The 15,250-nt window shown below is 47.1% G+C and carries 12 protein-coding genes and 2 pseudogenes; 4 read left to right on the plus strand and 10 right to left on the minus strand.

The genetic code is table 11. The features are described 5' to 3' along the window. Positions 1–159: 159 nt before the first annotated feature. The 5 genes from HMPREF9446_RS10385 to HMPREF9446_RS10405 all read right to left on the minus strand — a co-directional run bounded on the left by HMPREF9446_RS10385 (position 160) and on the right by HMPREF9446_RS10405 (position 5,248). Positions 160–948: an N-acetylmuramoyl-L-alanine amidase-like domain-containing protein gene (locus HMPREF9446_RS10385; RefSeq protein WP_009125598.1), complete on the minus strand. Its 789-nt coding sequence runs from the start codon at positions 946–948 to the stop codon at positions 160–162. 124 nt (positions 949–1,072) lie between these two features. Further along, complete coding sequence (locus HMPREF9446_RS10390; protein ID WP_009125599.1) at positions 1,073–1,894, minus strand: alpha/beta hydrolase; 822 nt, start codon at positions 1,892–1,894, stop codon at positions 1,073–1,075. A gap of 18 nt (positions 1,895–1,912) precedes the next feature. Beyond that, positions 1,913–3,904, minus strand: a complete 1,992-nt coding sequence (locus tag HMPREF9446_RS10395) for an OPT family oligopeptide transporter (protein ID WP_009125600.1) — start codon at positions 3,902–3,904, stop codon at positions 1,913–1,915. Between the two features lie 151 nt (positions 3,905–4,055). Next, entirely contained in the window at positions 4,056–4,451 is a 396-nt protein-coding gene (locus HMPREF9446_RS10400) for a DUF1573 domain-containing protein (protein WP_009125601.1), read from the minus strand. Positions 4,452–4,540: 89 nt separating this feature from the next. Next, a complete protein-coding gene (locus HMPREF9446_RS10405) occupies positions 4,541–5,248 on the minus strand; it encodes a precorrin-2 C(20)-methyltransferase (protein WP_039969079.1) in 708 nt (235 codons plus the stop codon). A gap of 119 nt (positions 5,249–5,367) precedes the next feature. On the opposite strand from HMPREF9446_RS10405, the pseudogene HMPREF9446_RS18720 reads away from it, so the two are divergent. From HMPREF9446_RS18720 to HMPREF9446_RS10425, 4 genes and pseudogenes are all read left to right on the plus strand, one after another. Continuing rightward, positions 5,368–5,688 (plus strand): annotated as a pseudogene (locus HMPREF9446_RS18720) (DUF417 family protein); the annotation flags it as partial. An 11-nt stretch (positions 5,689–5,699) separates the two neighbouring features. Beyond that, on the plus strand, positions 5,700–6,869 hold the full coding sequence (locus HMPREF9446_RS10415) for an ABC transporter substrate-binding protein (RefSeq protein WP_009125604.1): 1,170 nt from the start codon (positions 5,700–5,702) through the stop codon (positions 6,867–6,869). Beyond that, on the plus strand, positions 6,869–7,933 hold the full coding sequence (locus tag HMPREF9446_RS10420; protein WP_009125605.1) for an iron ABC transporter permease: 1,065 nt from the start codon (positions 6,869–6,871) through the stop codon (positions 7,931–7,933). The genes HMPREF9446_RS10415 and HMPREF9446_RS10420 overlap by 1 nt, the downstream gene beginning before the upstream one ends. Beyond that, positions 7,926–8,936 carry an ABC transporter ATP-binding protein gene (locus HMPREF9446_RS10425; protein ID WP_009125606.1) on the plus strand — a complete coding sequence of 337 codons (1,011 nt, stop codon included), beginning with the start codon at positions 7,926–7,928 and terminating at the stop codon, positions 8,934–8,936. Before HMPREF9446_RS10420 ends, HMPREF9446_RS10425 begins: the two co-directional genes overlap by 8 nt. Here the strand turns inward: HMPREF9446_RS10425 and HMPREF9446_RS10430 are convergent, their stop codons facing one another. From HMPREF9446_RS10430 to HMPREF9446_RS19460, 5 genes and pseudogenes are all read right to left on the minus strand, one after another. After that, a complete protein-coding gene (locus tag HMPREF9446_RS10430) occupies positions 8,937–9,602 on the minus strand; it encodes a porin family protein (protein ID WP_009125607.1) in 666 nt (221 codons plus the stop codon). Beyond that, positions 9,599–11,500, minus strand: coding sequence for a cobalt-precorrin-5B (C(1))-methyltransferase CbiD (gene cbiD / locus HMPREF9446_RS10435; protein WP_009125608.1), 1,902 nt, complete (start codon positions 11,498–11,500; stop codon positions 9,599–9,601). Before cbiD ends, HMPREF9446_RS10430 begins: the two co-directional genes overlap by 4 nt. A 12-nt stretch (positions 11,501–11,512) precedes the next feature. Then, positions 11,513–13,363: a precorrin-4 C(11)-methyltransferase gene (gene cobM / locus HMPREF9446_RS10440; RefSeq protein ID WP_009125609.1), complete on the minus strand. Its 1,851-nt coding sequence runs from the start codon at positions 13,361–13,363 to the stop codon at positions 11,513–11,515. A 13-nt stretch (positions 13,364–13,376) separates the two neighbouring features. Next, a complete protein-coding gene (locus HMPREF9446_RS10445; RefSeq protein WP_039969077.1) occupies positions 13,377–14,567 on the minus strand; it encodes a bifunctional cobalt-precorrin-7 (C(5))-methyltransferase/cobalt-precorrin-6B (C(15))-methyltransferase in 1,191 nt (396 codons plus the stop codon). Positions 14,568–14,590: 23 nt separating this feature from the next. Continuing rightward, a pseudogene (locus HMPREF9446_RS19460) lies at positions 14,591–15,232 on the minus strand (precorrin-8X methylmutase); the annotation flags it as partial. Between the last annotated feature and the right edge of the window lie 18 nt (positions 15,233–15,250).

The raw sequence follows: 15,250 nt of genomic DNA on the forward strand, positions 1-15,250 counted from the left end.
CGGATGAGGACGTACACTATATTGTGGAAGAGATAAAGGGGTGCCTATTGTAGAGCATAAACATCCTATAGGGATTTGTAAAACATATTCTTCCTGATAAAAAATGCCGATAAGTAAAATCATACTTATCGGCATTTTTTATCAGGAAGATATCCCTACTTATTTCTTCATTCTCAATACTCTGATTCCCGTCCATTTGCTATTATCTTGCAACATTTGCGACAAAGCCACCTTTGAAACAACCACCTTCTTCTGAGTGGAAGAAGCGTGCAACAAAGTAAGTTTGCCATTTACATAGAAAGCAATACCTAAATGGGCAACATCTAATCCCGGAGTATTGGTGGTGATGGCAATGATATCACCGTCTTTAATCCAAGGAAATCCGGTAACGGGAAGTTTGGCTTTGGGTAGATAATGAACGGTCTGTCCGGACAATGACTTTTCAATCTCCTGTATTTTGGCAACATTCTCTTTGGAGTTTGCCAGTTGCTTGTATTGTTGGGGATGTGTGGACATATAAGAAATTGAGAGTTTCTCAGTGTCAGCGCTGTTGGCAGCTGTCACATCTTCCAGGAAACCATTGCGCACACCGTTGTTAATCCAGTCTGCTATGTAATGCAGGCGTGAGGTATAACCGTCTATCTTGCCGTTACGGTAACGTATTTTTTGCAGATTGTCTGCGAAGGCACTTTCGGAAATATCCCCATTGTCCAGCTTGGGAGTAAGGGATTCTGCCAAGACATATTCCACCAAGGTAGTACAATCTACCTCGTCACAGTTGATGATGAGCTCTTCGGGACCGTCTGCTTCCAATGTGTGAGCTACGTACGGAACATCTACATACTTTATTCCATTGCTCAGCATAACGCTTTTATCTTGTGCAGAAGCTGAAGTCATTACTGCTACAGCACAGAGAGCACTGAACATAAGTTTAGTCATTACTTTCATTGTTTTCTCTTTTGATTATTATTAAAACTACACCTTTTAATTAAAATGAAAAGGATGCAGCAAATTTACTACATCCTTTTCATAAAAGCTTAATCCGGAGGGATTAAAATTCTAAATTATTGAATTATTTCTCAATAAGTCCCTCACGTAACCACTTTTCCAGTTCACCGGTCCATTGACGTTTGTAGGTGAAATTGTCGCGGAAACCCCAACCGTGTCCACCGGTAGGATAGACATGCAGGCTGGCGGGAACTTTTTGGTCGCGCAGGGCCAGGAAATAACCGATACCGTTGATAGGAGGTACGGCACCGTCATCAGAGGAGAGCATGATAAACGCTTGCGGAGAGCGTGATGAGACCTGTCTTTCAAGGGAATACTTCTGTTCCAGTTCCTGTGAGGGATTTTCTCCAAGGAGAGATTTACGGGAACCTCCGTGGGTAATGCCCGGCACCATAGAGATAACCGGATAGAATAGAATCTGGAAATCAGGGCGTGTCTTGTCACTACTGTATAAAGTAGCAAGCGAAGCCGCCAAATGTCCGCCGGCGGAAGCTCCCATGATGCCTACCCGTTGAGGGTTGATATTCCATTCGGCAGCATGCTCGCGTACAAGGCGGATAGCCTGTTCCGCATCTGAAAGTGGTACTTCATAATGCCCGTTTGGCATGCGGTATTTCAAAACAACATAGGTGATTCCCTGCGTGTTGAACCAAGAGGCCATATCATGACCTTCATGATGCATGGCAAGGCCGCTATAACCACCTCCCGGGCACATAATGATGGCCAACCCGTTCGGCTTTCCTGCGGGATAAACTGTTATGGAGGGACTGGAATCCAGTCCGTTATCATTGGGTGCACCATTGGGCCACAAAGGTAGTTCCATGGATTTTTGTGCAGACAACATGCTTGTTATGAATAAAAAAGATAAAAATAAAATCTTCTTCATGGTCGTTTTATTTAAAGGTTATTTGACCTTCATCGAAGCTTTGATGAAGTAGAATATCAGGATAGCATAAGCGCCGAGTGCCAATACTTCAGACCAAGTGTTTTGCAGCCATGCATCCTCTACGAGGTTGATGCCTCCAAAGCGCATAGCGGCACTTACGACCCCCATCAATGCACCGCCGGCAATGAAACCGGACGCCAATAAGGTTCCTTTTTCTCCACGTTCTGTATTGAGCGCGGCATCTTTACTGCGGCTTGTCACATACCAATTGACGGCACCGCCCACTACTAACGGAACATTCAGCTGTAACGGAATGAACATGCCCAAGGCAAAGGCTAGTGCCGGAATCTTGCAGAAATTCAGTACAATGGCAAGTATGGCACCGATAGCGTACAATAACCAGGGAGCACCCACACCATTCATCAACGGCTCGATGACGGCAGCCATCGCATTGGCCTGTGGTGCGGCAAGTTGCCCGCTTGTAAAGCCGTATGTCTTATTCAGAATAATCATCACACCGCCTACTGTTGCAGCAGAAACAATGGTTCCGAGGAATTTCCATGCTTCCTGCTTGGCTGGCGTGCTTCCCAGCCAATAACCGATTTTCAAGTCAGTGATGAAACCGCCTGCCATGGACAAAGCCGTACAAACCACACCACCCATGACGAGTGCGGCAACCATGCCTTCCGGACCCTTCAGACCGACAGCTACCATTACGACAGAAGCTAGAATCAGTGTCATCAATGTCATGCCGGAAACCGGATTGGTACCTACAATTGCAATGGCATTGGCAGCTACTGTGGTAAAGAGGAAGGCGATGCCGGCTACGAGCAGGATAGCCACGATGGTATGCGTCAAACTGCCCTGCATTACATCAAAGTAAAAGAACAGAACCACCAAAATCAAGGTGATTATGGAGCCGACAGCGATAATCTTCATGGAAATATCACGTTGGGTACGCTTCACATTTACTTCTGCACTGGATTTTCCGCCCATTTCCTTGGCAGCCAGTCCTACGGCACTTTTAATGATACCCCATGATTTGATGATACCGATGATACCTGCCATGGCAATACCGCCGATACCGATACTTTTGGCATAGTAGTTAAAGATATCTTCCGGTGACATTGAACCTACGGTTGCCGTGATTTCGGGATTCCATTGGTTCAGCACGCTGTCTCCCCAGATTAAAGACATGCCGGGAATGATAATCCACCACACGGCCAGTGAACCGGCACAGATGATGGAAGCATACTTCAATCCGACGATATATCCCAGACCGAGTACGGCAGCTCCTGTATTGACCTTGAATACTAATTTTGCCTTTTCAGCTACCATTTCGCCGAAGCCACAGACGCGGGTTGTGAAGTTCTCGTTCCACCAACCAAAAGTAGCCACGATAAAGTCGTACAGACCACCAATGATACCTGCCATCAATAAAGGTTTTGCCTGGTTGCCACCCTTTTCACCGGAAACAAGCACCTGCGTGGTTGCCGTAGCTTCGGGAAAAGGATATTTGCCGTGCATGTCACTTACAAAATATTTTCGGAAAGGAATGAGGAAGAGAATACCCAGCACACCACCCAATAAGGAACTGATAAATACTTGTGCAAAGGTTACGGTAATTTCTTTGGGATAACTTTCCTGAAGGATGTACAAAGCGGGTAAGGTAAAGATGGCTCCCGCCACGATTACACCGGAGCAGGCACCGATGGATTGGATGATGACATTTTCTCCTAATGCATTTTTACGTTTGGCTGCGCCGGATACACCAACGGCAATGATGGCAATGGGAATGGCGGCCTCAAAGACTTGCCCTACTTTCAGACCCAGATAGGCTGCGGCAGCCGAAAAGAGGATGGCCATGGCAATACCCCATGATACTGACCAAAAGTTTACTTCGGAGTACTTCTTGTCGGGGCTCATCAGTGGGTTATAGACTTCGCCCGGCTTCAATTCGCGGAACGCGTTTTCCGGTAATCCGGTAATCGGTTCTTCTTCTTGTTTCATAGTTCGATATATTTTTATTAGAGTTAGTTCTGCTCGTTTCCATGGAAGAAACTGTCTCTTCGTATTTCGATAACTTCCTTTATGGGGTTCAAAGAAAGCAAAAAAAAAGGAGAATTGAAAAATTCTCCTTTATTCTATATCGTAAAAACGTTTATTTTGCGTCTTTGGCTGTCATATCACCTTCAATGAACAGTCTCAGCATTTCCGTCTTGGAATTGGTGCGCAAAGTAACGGACTTCTTGAAGTGTCCGGGATATCTGCCTGCTCCGTTGTAGGTTACCTTTACGGTACCGGTCTTTCCGGGCAGTATCGGTTCCTGCGTATATTCGGGTACGGTACATCCGCAGGAGGCAACAGCCTGGTGGATTACTAGCGGCGCATCACCGATATTGGTGAATTTGAATGTATAAGATACGACCGGATTGTTTTCGGAAAAAGTTCCGAAATCATGTGTAGTCTGTTCAAACTTAATTTCTGCTTGGCCTTGTGCGTAAGCGTAGCCAATGCTCATGACCAGCATCATCATATAAAAAGCGACTTTCTTCATGTTCCTATTTTTTATATTATAACGGGGCAAAGGTAATCCATTTTCATTAAAATGCTGTTTATGATGTGCGAAATAGTATTAAATTGGGCTTAAAAGCTATCCTTGCGAATGATCAATAATGAAAAATAGGGGAAACGGAGGGTTTCTATCCGATGATTGTCATTTAAATATTTCTCCTCCGGAGTTCCTACATTTTCAAAATAATGGTACCGGTATTCCGGATGCAGACGGATGCAGCGGTGTACTTCGTCTGTACATTGGGACAGTTTCATGATGACGACGGTGCTTTTTTCTTCTACCAATTTCTCGATTTCTTCTGTGGTGGTGATGCCGGGAATGACGGTCAGGCGTTCTTCCCGGCTGGCGATGTGTAGTCCGCCCAATGCACCGGCAGCAATAAAGGCAGGTATGCCGGCTATATGCATTACAGGAATATGTCCGGCCTGTAGTTTCTCGAAAATATAGTGTACGGAGGAATAAAATCCAGCATCTCCTTCGGCAACGATGCAAATATTCTTGTTCTCCTTATATAATAGGACTATTTCTGCATAGACCCGGTCATACACATTCAAGGCTTCTTCCCGCAGTTTGCTCATGGGCAGTGTAAAACGGCGGATACTGCTGTTTGGAATATCCAGTTGTTGCATGATGCCCGCAGCCCGTGAGAGGGTGCGTCCGTCTCTTGTCTGAGTTTCGGGGCAGAAGATACAGTCCGCTGCTTGCAAGGCTTTCAGGCCTTTGACAGTAATCAGCTCCGGTTCGCCCGGACCGAGAGACACAAATAGGATAGGGTTCATACGGAATATGGAATTATGAGTTATCACTTTCATAAATGAGTTATCACTTTCATAAATATGCGGATGCAAAAGTGAGGAAATAATCGGTAGTAAACAAGATATTGCTTACCTTTGTTCAGAATTTTAAGGAGAAGAAACAGGTGCAGGATTATGCCGATATTCTGTTTCGTTCCCCAAAAACTTTATCCAACCTTTTTGCTTCTTGCGGACTGCCTTCTCCTCTAAAGGTTATTCATGAGCGTATAGAGGCGGGAGTTGCATTGGCTATTGTCATGACTGTCGGCACGCTCTCTTTCCTTGTGACCACTCCCGAAGTGTGGGTACCCGATTTGGGAAGCGGGGAGCATGGTTTGCCTTTCACTGCTTATTGGCACTTTGGGTGGATAAAGTTTGCGTATCTCCTCAAAATTGACGAATATTGTGCCCGGAATTTCATATAACTCAAATAATCATGACTCGAATACCGGTTATTGCCACGGCCTTCTTTTGTGTGTTATGCGTAGCGGCGTGTGGATTAAAATCAAGGCAAACATCTGTAGAATCCGTTTCCGTTGGTTCTTCAACGGTTACGGTTGCCGACTCGGCTACTGTTATTGTACCTGTTTATGCAAAAGGGTATTCTGTGGAATATCTTTCCGGTGATGTCCGTCTGATAGATATCTGCGATCCCCAGAAAGAGAACGGCAATACTTTCCATTATGCTTTGGTTCCGAAAGGAAGGAAACCATCCGGCATTCCGGAAAATTATACGGTGATTGAAACTCCGGTGAAACACGTCATGTGCATGACCTCCCTGCAACTCTCCAATTTTATCCGTCTGGACGCCTGTGATTATGTTGTGGGTATCACCAGCACCCGCCATCTCTTTAATAAGGAGATGAATGAGCGTTTGAAGTCCGGCAAGACAGCTAAAATCGGTATCGAAGGAAATTTTGATAATGAGTTGATAATGAGCATGAATCCGGATGTTATCTTCATCTCTCCTTTCAAGCGGGGAGGATATGATGCCATGCGTGAGATCGGCATTCCTCTGGTTCCCCATTTGGGCTATAAAGAAATGACTCCTTTGGGACAAGCCGAATGGATCAAATTCATCGGCATGTTTATAGGGCAGGAAGCGGAGGCAAATGCAAAGTTTGCAGCTATTGAAAAGAGATATAATGAACTGAAGGAACTGGCTGCAAACGTAGGGAAACGCCCGGTGGTTTTCAGTGGTGAGATACGTGGAGGCAATTGGTATGCGGTGGGCGGAAAGAGCTTTCTTGCCCAATTGTTCCGTGATGCGGGTGCGGACTATTTCTTGAAGGATGATCCCCGTTCGGGCGGTGTCACGCTGGATTTTGAAACGGTATATAACCAGGCTGAAAGTGCGGATTTCTGGCGCATAGTGAACAGTTATGACGGGACTTTTTCGTACGATGCGTTGAAATCTCTGGATCCCCGTTATGCTGACTTCCGTGCATTTCGCGAAAAGGGAGTTGTTTATTGCAATATGCGTGAGAAGCCTTTTTACGAAAGTATGCCCATGGAACCGGAAATTGTTTTGGAAGATTTGATTCATGCATTCCATCCTGATTTGCTGCCTGATTATAAACCCACTTACTATGAGCGTTTGAAATAATGAAAAGACCTGTGTTATTGTTGATGCTTTTGTTGTTGGCGTCTATTTTCTTGTTTTTCCTGTTGAATCTGCTGTTGGGGTCTGTTCACATTCCTTTAAGCAAGGTATGGGATTTTTTATGGGGGACAGGTACGGCTGCCAATCCGGATACAATGAGCAATCAAGAGGTTATCTGGAGCAATATTATTTGGAAATCCCGTGTGCCGCAAGCTTTGACGGCTTTAGTGGCCGGAGCCGGACTGTCAGTAAGCGGTTTGCAGATGCAGACGGTCTTTCGCAACCCATTGGCGGGACCTTCGGTACTTGGCATCAGTTCGGGCGCCAGCTTAGGGGTAGCTTGTGTGGTGTTGCTGTCCGGAGCCATGGGCGGAGTGGCATTGAGCCGCTTGGGATATATGGGAGAAGTCGCTTTGTCCATAGCTGCCATTATCGGTGCGTTGGCGGTCATGGCGCTTATCGTATATGTCTCTCAGAAAGTGAAGGGCAATGTAACGTTGCTCATTATCGGCGTGATGATAGGTTATGTGGCAAGCGCCATTATCGGTGTATTGAAATATTTCAGCGTGGAAGAGGATATACGTGCGTATGTCATTTGGGGATTAGGTAGTTTTGCCCGTGTTTCCGGTGATCAGATGACTCTCTTTGTGTGCATTATGGCAGTGTTGTTGCCCCTCTCTTTTCTGTTGATAAAGACCATGAACCTATTGTTGTTGGGAGATGGCTATGCGCGCAATTTGGGGCTGAATATCAAAAGGGCGCGTTTGCTCGTCATTTCTTGTTCCGGTGTGTTGGTGGCAATCGTAACGGCCTATTGCGGACCGATTATGTTTATCGGTCTGGCGGTACCTCATTTATGCCGTGCCATTTTTCAGACTTCCGATCATCGGATATTGATGCCTGCCACTTTGTTGGTAGGAGCTGCCTTGGCACTGGTTTGTAATTTGATAGCCCGTATGCCGGGGTTTGAGGGGGCTTTGCCGGTAAACTCTGTGACTGCACTGGTAGGTGCTCCGGTAGTGGCTTCCGTGCTTTTTAGAAAAAGGAAAGGAGAATTGAATGAATAAAGGAACCATACATATAGAGAATCTTTCCATCGGTTATCCCGGCAAGGGAGACGTGAAAGTTGTGGCAAGCGGCATTTGTGCCGATATCAACGGGGGTGAACTGACTTGTTTGTTAGGTGCCAATGGAGTAGGGAAGTCAACCTTGCTTCGTACGTTATCCGCTTTCCAACCCAAATTAGGGGGGGAGATACGCATTCAAGGGAAAGAGATTGGAGATTATACGGATAAACAGCTCTCACGGGTCATTAGCGTGGTTCTTACGGAGAAATGTGATATCCGAAATATGACCGTGACCGAACTGATAGGCTTGGGACGCAGCCCTTATACCGGCTTCTGGGGTACTCTATCCAAAGAAGACAGGGCAGTGGTAGAGCACTCAGTCGCTTTGGTGGGTATTCCGCATTTGGCACATCGTATGGTTCATACCTTGAGTGACGGTGAACGCCAGAAGGTGATGATAGCCAAGGCACTGGCACAGGAAACTCCGGTTATCTACCTGGATGAACCCACTGCTTTTCTTGACTTTCCCAGCAAGGTGGAAATGATGCAGTTGTTGCATCACTTGAGCCGTCAAACTGACAAGACCATCTTTTTATCTACCCATGACTTGGAACTGGCCCTGCAGATAGCCGATAAGATCTGGCTGATGGATAAGATGAACGGAGTGACTATAGGCACTCCCGAGGATCTTTCCTTGAACGGTAATTTGAGTAATTTCTTTGCCCGCAAAGGTATTGTTTTTGACTTGGAGACTGGTCTGTTCCGGGTAGATAATGAATATACCTCACAGATACATCTGGTCGGGCATGGGCAGAGATATGCTATGGTCCGCAAGGCCTTACAGCGCAATGGCATATTGGCTAATCGGAATGTGACGTCAGACATCTGTATAGAAACCGGAGACTTGAAAGGAGATGGCACTTTCCTGTTACATCTGCCCGGAGGACAGGAGGTAAGGGTAGGTACCATCGAAGAACTTTTGGAACGGGTTAAAGACAACTGATCAGAACCGGTAGCCTACCGTAAAGAATGCGGCAAAGTTCCTAGGCAGGTATTCGCTGTATCCGTCAGGATTCATCATCAGGTTCAGCTGTTTGTTGACAGTGACAAATCCGACTTGGGTTTCTGCGCCGATAACAAACCGGTGATATTCAAACGTCAGTCCCATAGCGATACCTGTATCGAAACGTTGGTTTCCCATGTTGTTGTCCAACATGCTTCCGAAAGTATCCAGCTTGAAACGATAATCGTTGGAATGGTGGCTACCGGTATAGTCATGCCTCTCGCCGGAGGTCTTTCCACCCAGTCCGATTGCAACATAAGGACCGGCACTTAATGAGATGTGATAGTTCTTGTTCAAGGTGAGACGGGCAGCCATCATAACGGGTATTTGCAAATATAATTCGTTCATGTCTGCTTTCCCATACTTTATTTCGTCTTTACCGCCTATGGATACGAATTCCAGGGCAGATTGCACTACCCAAGTCCGGCTGAGTGCATATTCTGCACCGATACCTGCTTTGTACGCTATTCTGGTTTCACTGCTTGAGTGTTTTCCCCAGAAGTTGGAAGTGCCGATTCCTGCCTTTGCGTGGAAAGAGATGGGGCTTTGTGCTGAACTTGCCAGTGCAGCCATTGCGAAACAGATAATAATGATAATCTTCCTCATACGTAAATTTTTCCGTTTTCAGTTATTAATAATAAGGTCAGTTCTCCTTTGGGCAGCAGTGGGGCACAGTGTTGCAGGCAGTGCCCGATTAATGCTTTAGAGAAAATAGCCAGTTCGTCTGCCGGAATGATGTCCCAAAGCTCGCGAGCCATATTTATTTGTCCGATACGGTTAAGGACAGCTTCGCTACATCCGGCCCGTCGGGCTATATCCTGTATGAAATGCTTATTCATCACTACTTTCCTGCTGTGTGTGTCTAAGTTACCTTCTGCCAATTTCACGGCTTTGCCTATCATTACTCCAAGAGTGACTTGGGGCAGTTCCAGTGTATCTGCTATTTTTAGAGTTTCACCGATAAAATTGCCATAATGTACAAATGCCTGCGCCGGAAGGTCGGGGTAGTATGCTTTGATGTATTTTTCACTTTTGGCTCCGGAGCTGATGACTATGCGCGGACTGTTTGTGGCACGTGCCACTTCCATGGATTTACGGATAGAATTGATAAATGCTTCGGAAGAGAAAGGTTTTACGATGCCCGATGTGCCGATGATGGAAATACCTCCTTCTATTCCTAAACGCGGGTTGAAAGTGCGTTTTGCGATTTCTTCTCCGCCGGGTACGGAAATGGTTACCACTATAGGATTGGGTTGATTGGATATGCCGATTTTTTCAAGACAGCGCCTTACATTGTCTTCTATCATTTTGCGTGGAGTAGCGTTGATGGCAGGTGAACCCAATTCAAGGCCCAGGCCGGGCATAGTGACGATGCCTATGCCTTCACCGCCGCAAACGATGATATCATAATCTTCTTGCACCGGTGACTTTCCCGATGAAGGGTCATCCATACGGAAAGGGATGGCTACATTGGCTATAACTTCCACGCCGTTCGTAATATCGGGATCGTCACCGGCATCTTTGATGACTGTAGCGCTTGTTTCGAACATTCCGTCACCGTTTCTCAAGATACCGGAGTGAGGTCGCTTTTTCTGCGGTTCCACAGGCACATGAATGGTTTCTCCATTGGGCAGGACTACCGGAAACTCTGATGGACGGGGAGTGAACGCTACATTGAAAATATCCCAGGTGGCGGCTACGGCTGCCGCCGCCGCACAAGTGCCGGTGGTCAGGCCGCTGTGTAACGGGAAAAAAACAGGCAGAAACCTTTCTACCATCCGACGTAGCCCGTGTTCGCCGTTGACGTAATGGAACTTTTCGGATGTCTGGGGACGGCAGATGGCAAAAATGCGTATGCCTAATTCTTGTGCGGCTTTTACTTTCTCGCAAAATCCGCCTGACACACCGCTTTCCTTGATGAGAATGGCTTCGGGATGGAGTTCTTGCATCAGGCTCCGTTCGTCTTCTCCGTAGTGGTAGTAACGGAGATGTTCTTCGGGATAGCCTTGCTTGCATGCCAGTTCCCGTGAACTGTCGCGGTCAAGAATACGGAAGTAACAGCAGGTACTTTCTTTCCAGAGCGATTCCAGTTTGCTGATGCTTTGTACCCCGGTCAATGCCAGCAGGGTGAGTATCTCTTCTTTTTTTATCCATCGGATAGCATCATCGTAGTTCTTGCACCAGGTGATGTGCTCTTCATCGTGCCGGACGAAAATTCGCTCAAAGCGTATGACGGGAATACCGGATGCAGAGGATACCTGTTCCACGGTTTTATGCAGTTGCTCGGCAAAGGGGTGTGCAGCGTCTATCAGCAGTTTTATACCGTGTTGGATGCAAAATGTTTCCATTTTTTCTGCATCCATGGCACCTTGCAAACGGATACCGTTGTGCAGAAGCACTTCCTGTTCGTCTCCTTTGGTGGAGTAATAGAATGGTTTTCCAGCCTCCTCAAGAGTTTTGACAGCGATGCGTCCTTCGGTGGTTCCGCCTAATACGAGAATCATAATTTAATTGTTTTATTTTCTGAATAAATGTTTGAATTCGTGGGCATAGAGACGCGACAATCCTTCACGGTTACCGATGGCTTCGCCTACGACAATCATGGTAGTCAGTGTCAGGTTGTTTTCTTTCACGATGGCGGCCAGTTCTTTTAGTTTTCCGAGGAAGATACGTTCGTCTTTCCAAGTCAGGTGATAGCAGACGGCGACAGGAGTGTTTTCCGGATATTCCTGCAAAAGTTCTTCCTGTACCTGTTCGGCAATGCCGGCACTGAGAAAGATACACATGGTGCTCTGTGAACGTGCCATGAGATGCAGTTTTTCGCGTTCGGGCATGGGAGTGCGTCCTTCCCCGCGTGTAAGGATGATGCTCTGTACCTTTTCGGGGATGGTGAACTGTGACTTCAGTGCCGCTGCGGCAGCTTGGAAAGAAGAGATACCGGGCGTGATGTGATAGTTCATACCGTATCGGTCGAAATAATTCATTTGCTCTTGGATGGCTCCATAGATACAGGGGTCACCGGTATGAAGACGGACTATGAATTTGTTTCTGTCATAAAAATCCCTCATCAGAGAGAACTGTTCTTCCAGATCCATGGAGGCTGAACTACGGACTGTAGCACCCGGTTTGGCACAAAGCGTCAGTTCGCGGGGGACAAGGCTGCCTGCATACAGAATGAGATCGGCTTTTTCCAACATCTGCCGGCCGCGTACGGAGATTAAATCGGGATCGCCCGGACCGGCACCGACAATCTCGATGTGTCCGCTGCGGATGAATCTTGAATCGAGCGCAGCTGCTACAGTATAGTTGGTTCCTTTCTTCTTGGGCATCAGCAATCTTCCGCCTGCGGAAAGTAATGCTGCTGCTTCACTCACACTGGGAGTTCCCATGTGCTTCATGACTGTTTTGCTGGGGTGAGGCACATGGATCCGGGACAACTCTTCGGCTGTATAAAACCGTACCGGGTACTTCCTTTTGAGTGCTTTCACTACCGGTTCATTCTTTTTGGCGTCAATGGTAGAGATGGATGCTATAGCCTGCAGGGGGATGCCGTATTCTCTCAATGTCTCTTGTATAGCCTCTTGCACCTTCCGGGTAGGTCCGGCTTGGCGGGCAAGTCCGATACCGAGATGTACGGAACGCGGCACATAGCATATTAAAGGTATTTCCGGAAAATTAGGGATTTGCGGAGATACGCACAGAATTAGTCTGAAACGGGAGGCTTTAATGTCTTGTACCCGATAGAACACTTCTACATGAGAGGGCAGATTGGCTTCTAACCAGTCTGTTCCTTCGTCGTGGACGGTAAGCAGCAGGGCAGTGGGCTTTTTTGAAACAAAAAGGCTGATATGCTCGTTCATGCAGGCTTTCATTTTCTCTTCAGGAGTTTTTGCCAGTTCGGCCATCAGAAGAGTGGAAAGGTCGGCGTTGATAACAGGGAACCAGTTGAAACGTTGGGCAAAAGTATCGAGTGCCCACATGCCGGTAAGATCACTTTGAGTAGTGATTACCGGTTCGGCGCCGAGAATATTCGCTACTTGTTTGGCAAGGTCATTGGCTCCACCTATATGACCGGATAAAACGGAGATGGCATATCGTCCGGTGCTATCTACACAGACTACTGCGGGGTCGGTATATTTGTTTTTCACGCAAGGTGCGATGGCACGTACACAGATTCCCATGGCTCCGATAAAAATCAGTGCGTCATAGTGATGGAAGTGCTCTGCCACAAAACTGCCGGCAGAATCGATGTGCGTACAGCCGTCTTGCTGTTGTGAAGTGAATATTTCTGATTCGGAAAGTTCGTTGTGTAATAATTCGGCAACGTTCAAGCCGGCTTCGGAAATGAGGATAATGGCTGTTTTCATATTTGATGTATATTTAAGAAAGCGTGGCTTTCATAATTTCAATGGGATTATAATCGTTTAAAGCAATACGGATGGAGGGATGTTGTGTCATACCGGCGGCCTGTACACCTTCAAGAAAGGCGGCCTTGCTGTCTGCCGATACGGAGTTGAATACGATGCATCCTCCGGGTTGGAGTGTTTCTTTTATTTTTGCCAGCATCTCCTTCAGATGTCCTCCATGTCCGCCGATAAAGACGGCATCCGGACGGGGAAAGTGTCCGGTATCCGTTTGCAGGAAATCACCGATGACAGCCGTAATGCCCGGTGCGCCGAAACGGCGGGAATTGGTGGCCATCAATTTTTCTCCTTCGGCACGTACTTCAAAGGAAACTACCCTTAGGTGCGGAAATTGCAGCCGGGCTTCGATTGATACGGAACCGGTACAGAAACCTATGTCCCAAAACACATGACGATGATTCAACTCCAAGGCCTGCAAGGTGAGCAGACGGATGGGGGCTTTGGTAATCATGCGGGAACGTCCGTCCAGATGAGCGAACTCTTCATCGGGAATACCGAAATAATTGTTGTTTGATGAAGGGCGGCTCTCTATGTTGCAAATAAGATTATTGGGATGTTCGAAAGAACTGTGGACGGCTTCTTGGGGTGTCATACTGCGGACGCGCTCTTTTTCGGGATTGCCCAGATGTTCGCCTATATACATTGTATAATGGGAATAACCATATTCTAACATACGGGCGGCAATCGTTGCGGGAGTATGCTCACGGTCAGTGAGAATTCCTATTTTGGGAGCATGTTCTATCAAGGCGCGGTCAAACTCCTGCCAGGGACGTCCGGTGAGGGAGACGGTGCGCATGTCATCGTATGGCATAACGAGCCGGTGGGCCAGTGTCTGCAAGGAATTGAATGCAGGATACAGGCGGATTTCAGCATCCGGCAGTTTACGTTTTACGGTGTTGGCAAAACCGAAAAACAACGGATCCCCGGATGCGAAAACGACGATGGCTTCTTCCTTTTTCTCTGTAAAAATTTTCTTATAACAAGAGAATGCGTTTTCCAATGGTACGGTGATAGGAATCCATTCGAAAGATTCCGGCAACAGCTTCTTTACTATATCCCTATGCCGTATGCCGCCCGAGAATATTCTTCCTTGCCGTATGAGGGTCATTACTTCCGGTGGGAAAAAGGGTTCCCGGTTGTCGTCCATTCCTATGATAATAAAACGCTGCCTCACACATCCCTCCCCGGGCGCAACTGCCCCGCATCATTAAAGCATAATACTGCATTCACTAAAGTTGCCGCTAAATTGCTGCCGCCTTTGCGGCCTTCCACTATGATTTTCGGTATGCGGCTAAACGGTTTCACCATGTGCTTGGATTCTTGTACATGGACAAAGCCCACAGGTGCAGCAATGATTCCTGCCGGATGTGCTTTGTCTTTGCGTATCAGGTCACATAATTCCATTAATGCCGTCGGGGCATTGCCGAATACGAACAGGGCGTCCGGATGTTCTTCTACAGCCAGCCGGATACCAGCCTGGGTTCTTGTAATGCCTTTTTCTGTTGCCATTCCGGCCGTACGGGGATCACCAAGATAGCATTTTACTTCCATCCCAAGGCGTTGCAGAGCTCCTTTGCGGATGCCGCTGGCCGCCATGGTTACATCGGTGACAATCGTCCGGATACGGCCTTTTTCAATGCCTTGATACAAGGAAGCGACGGCGCCTTTATCTGTCTGCAAAAGGTTCTCCATTTCGAAATCTGCGGTAGTATGTATGGCATGCAACAAAGCCCATTTATGGTCGAGAGGAATATCGGGATGCTTCAATTCTTTTTCGATGGTGCGGAAACTACGGATCATGATATCCTGCCCTTTGTTGGGCTGAAGCTG

This window comes from Bacteroides fluxus YIT 12057 (genome assembly GCF_000195635.1).
Taxonomy (GTDB): domain Bacteria; phylum Bacteroidota; class Bacteroidia; order Bacteroidales; family Bacteroidaceae; genus Bacteroides; species Bacteroides fluxus.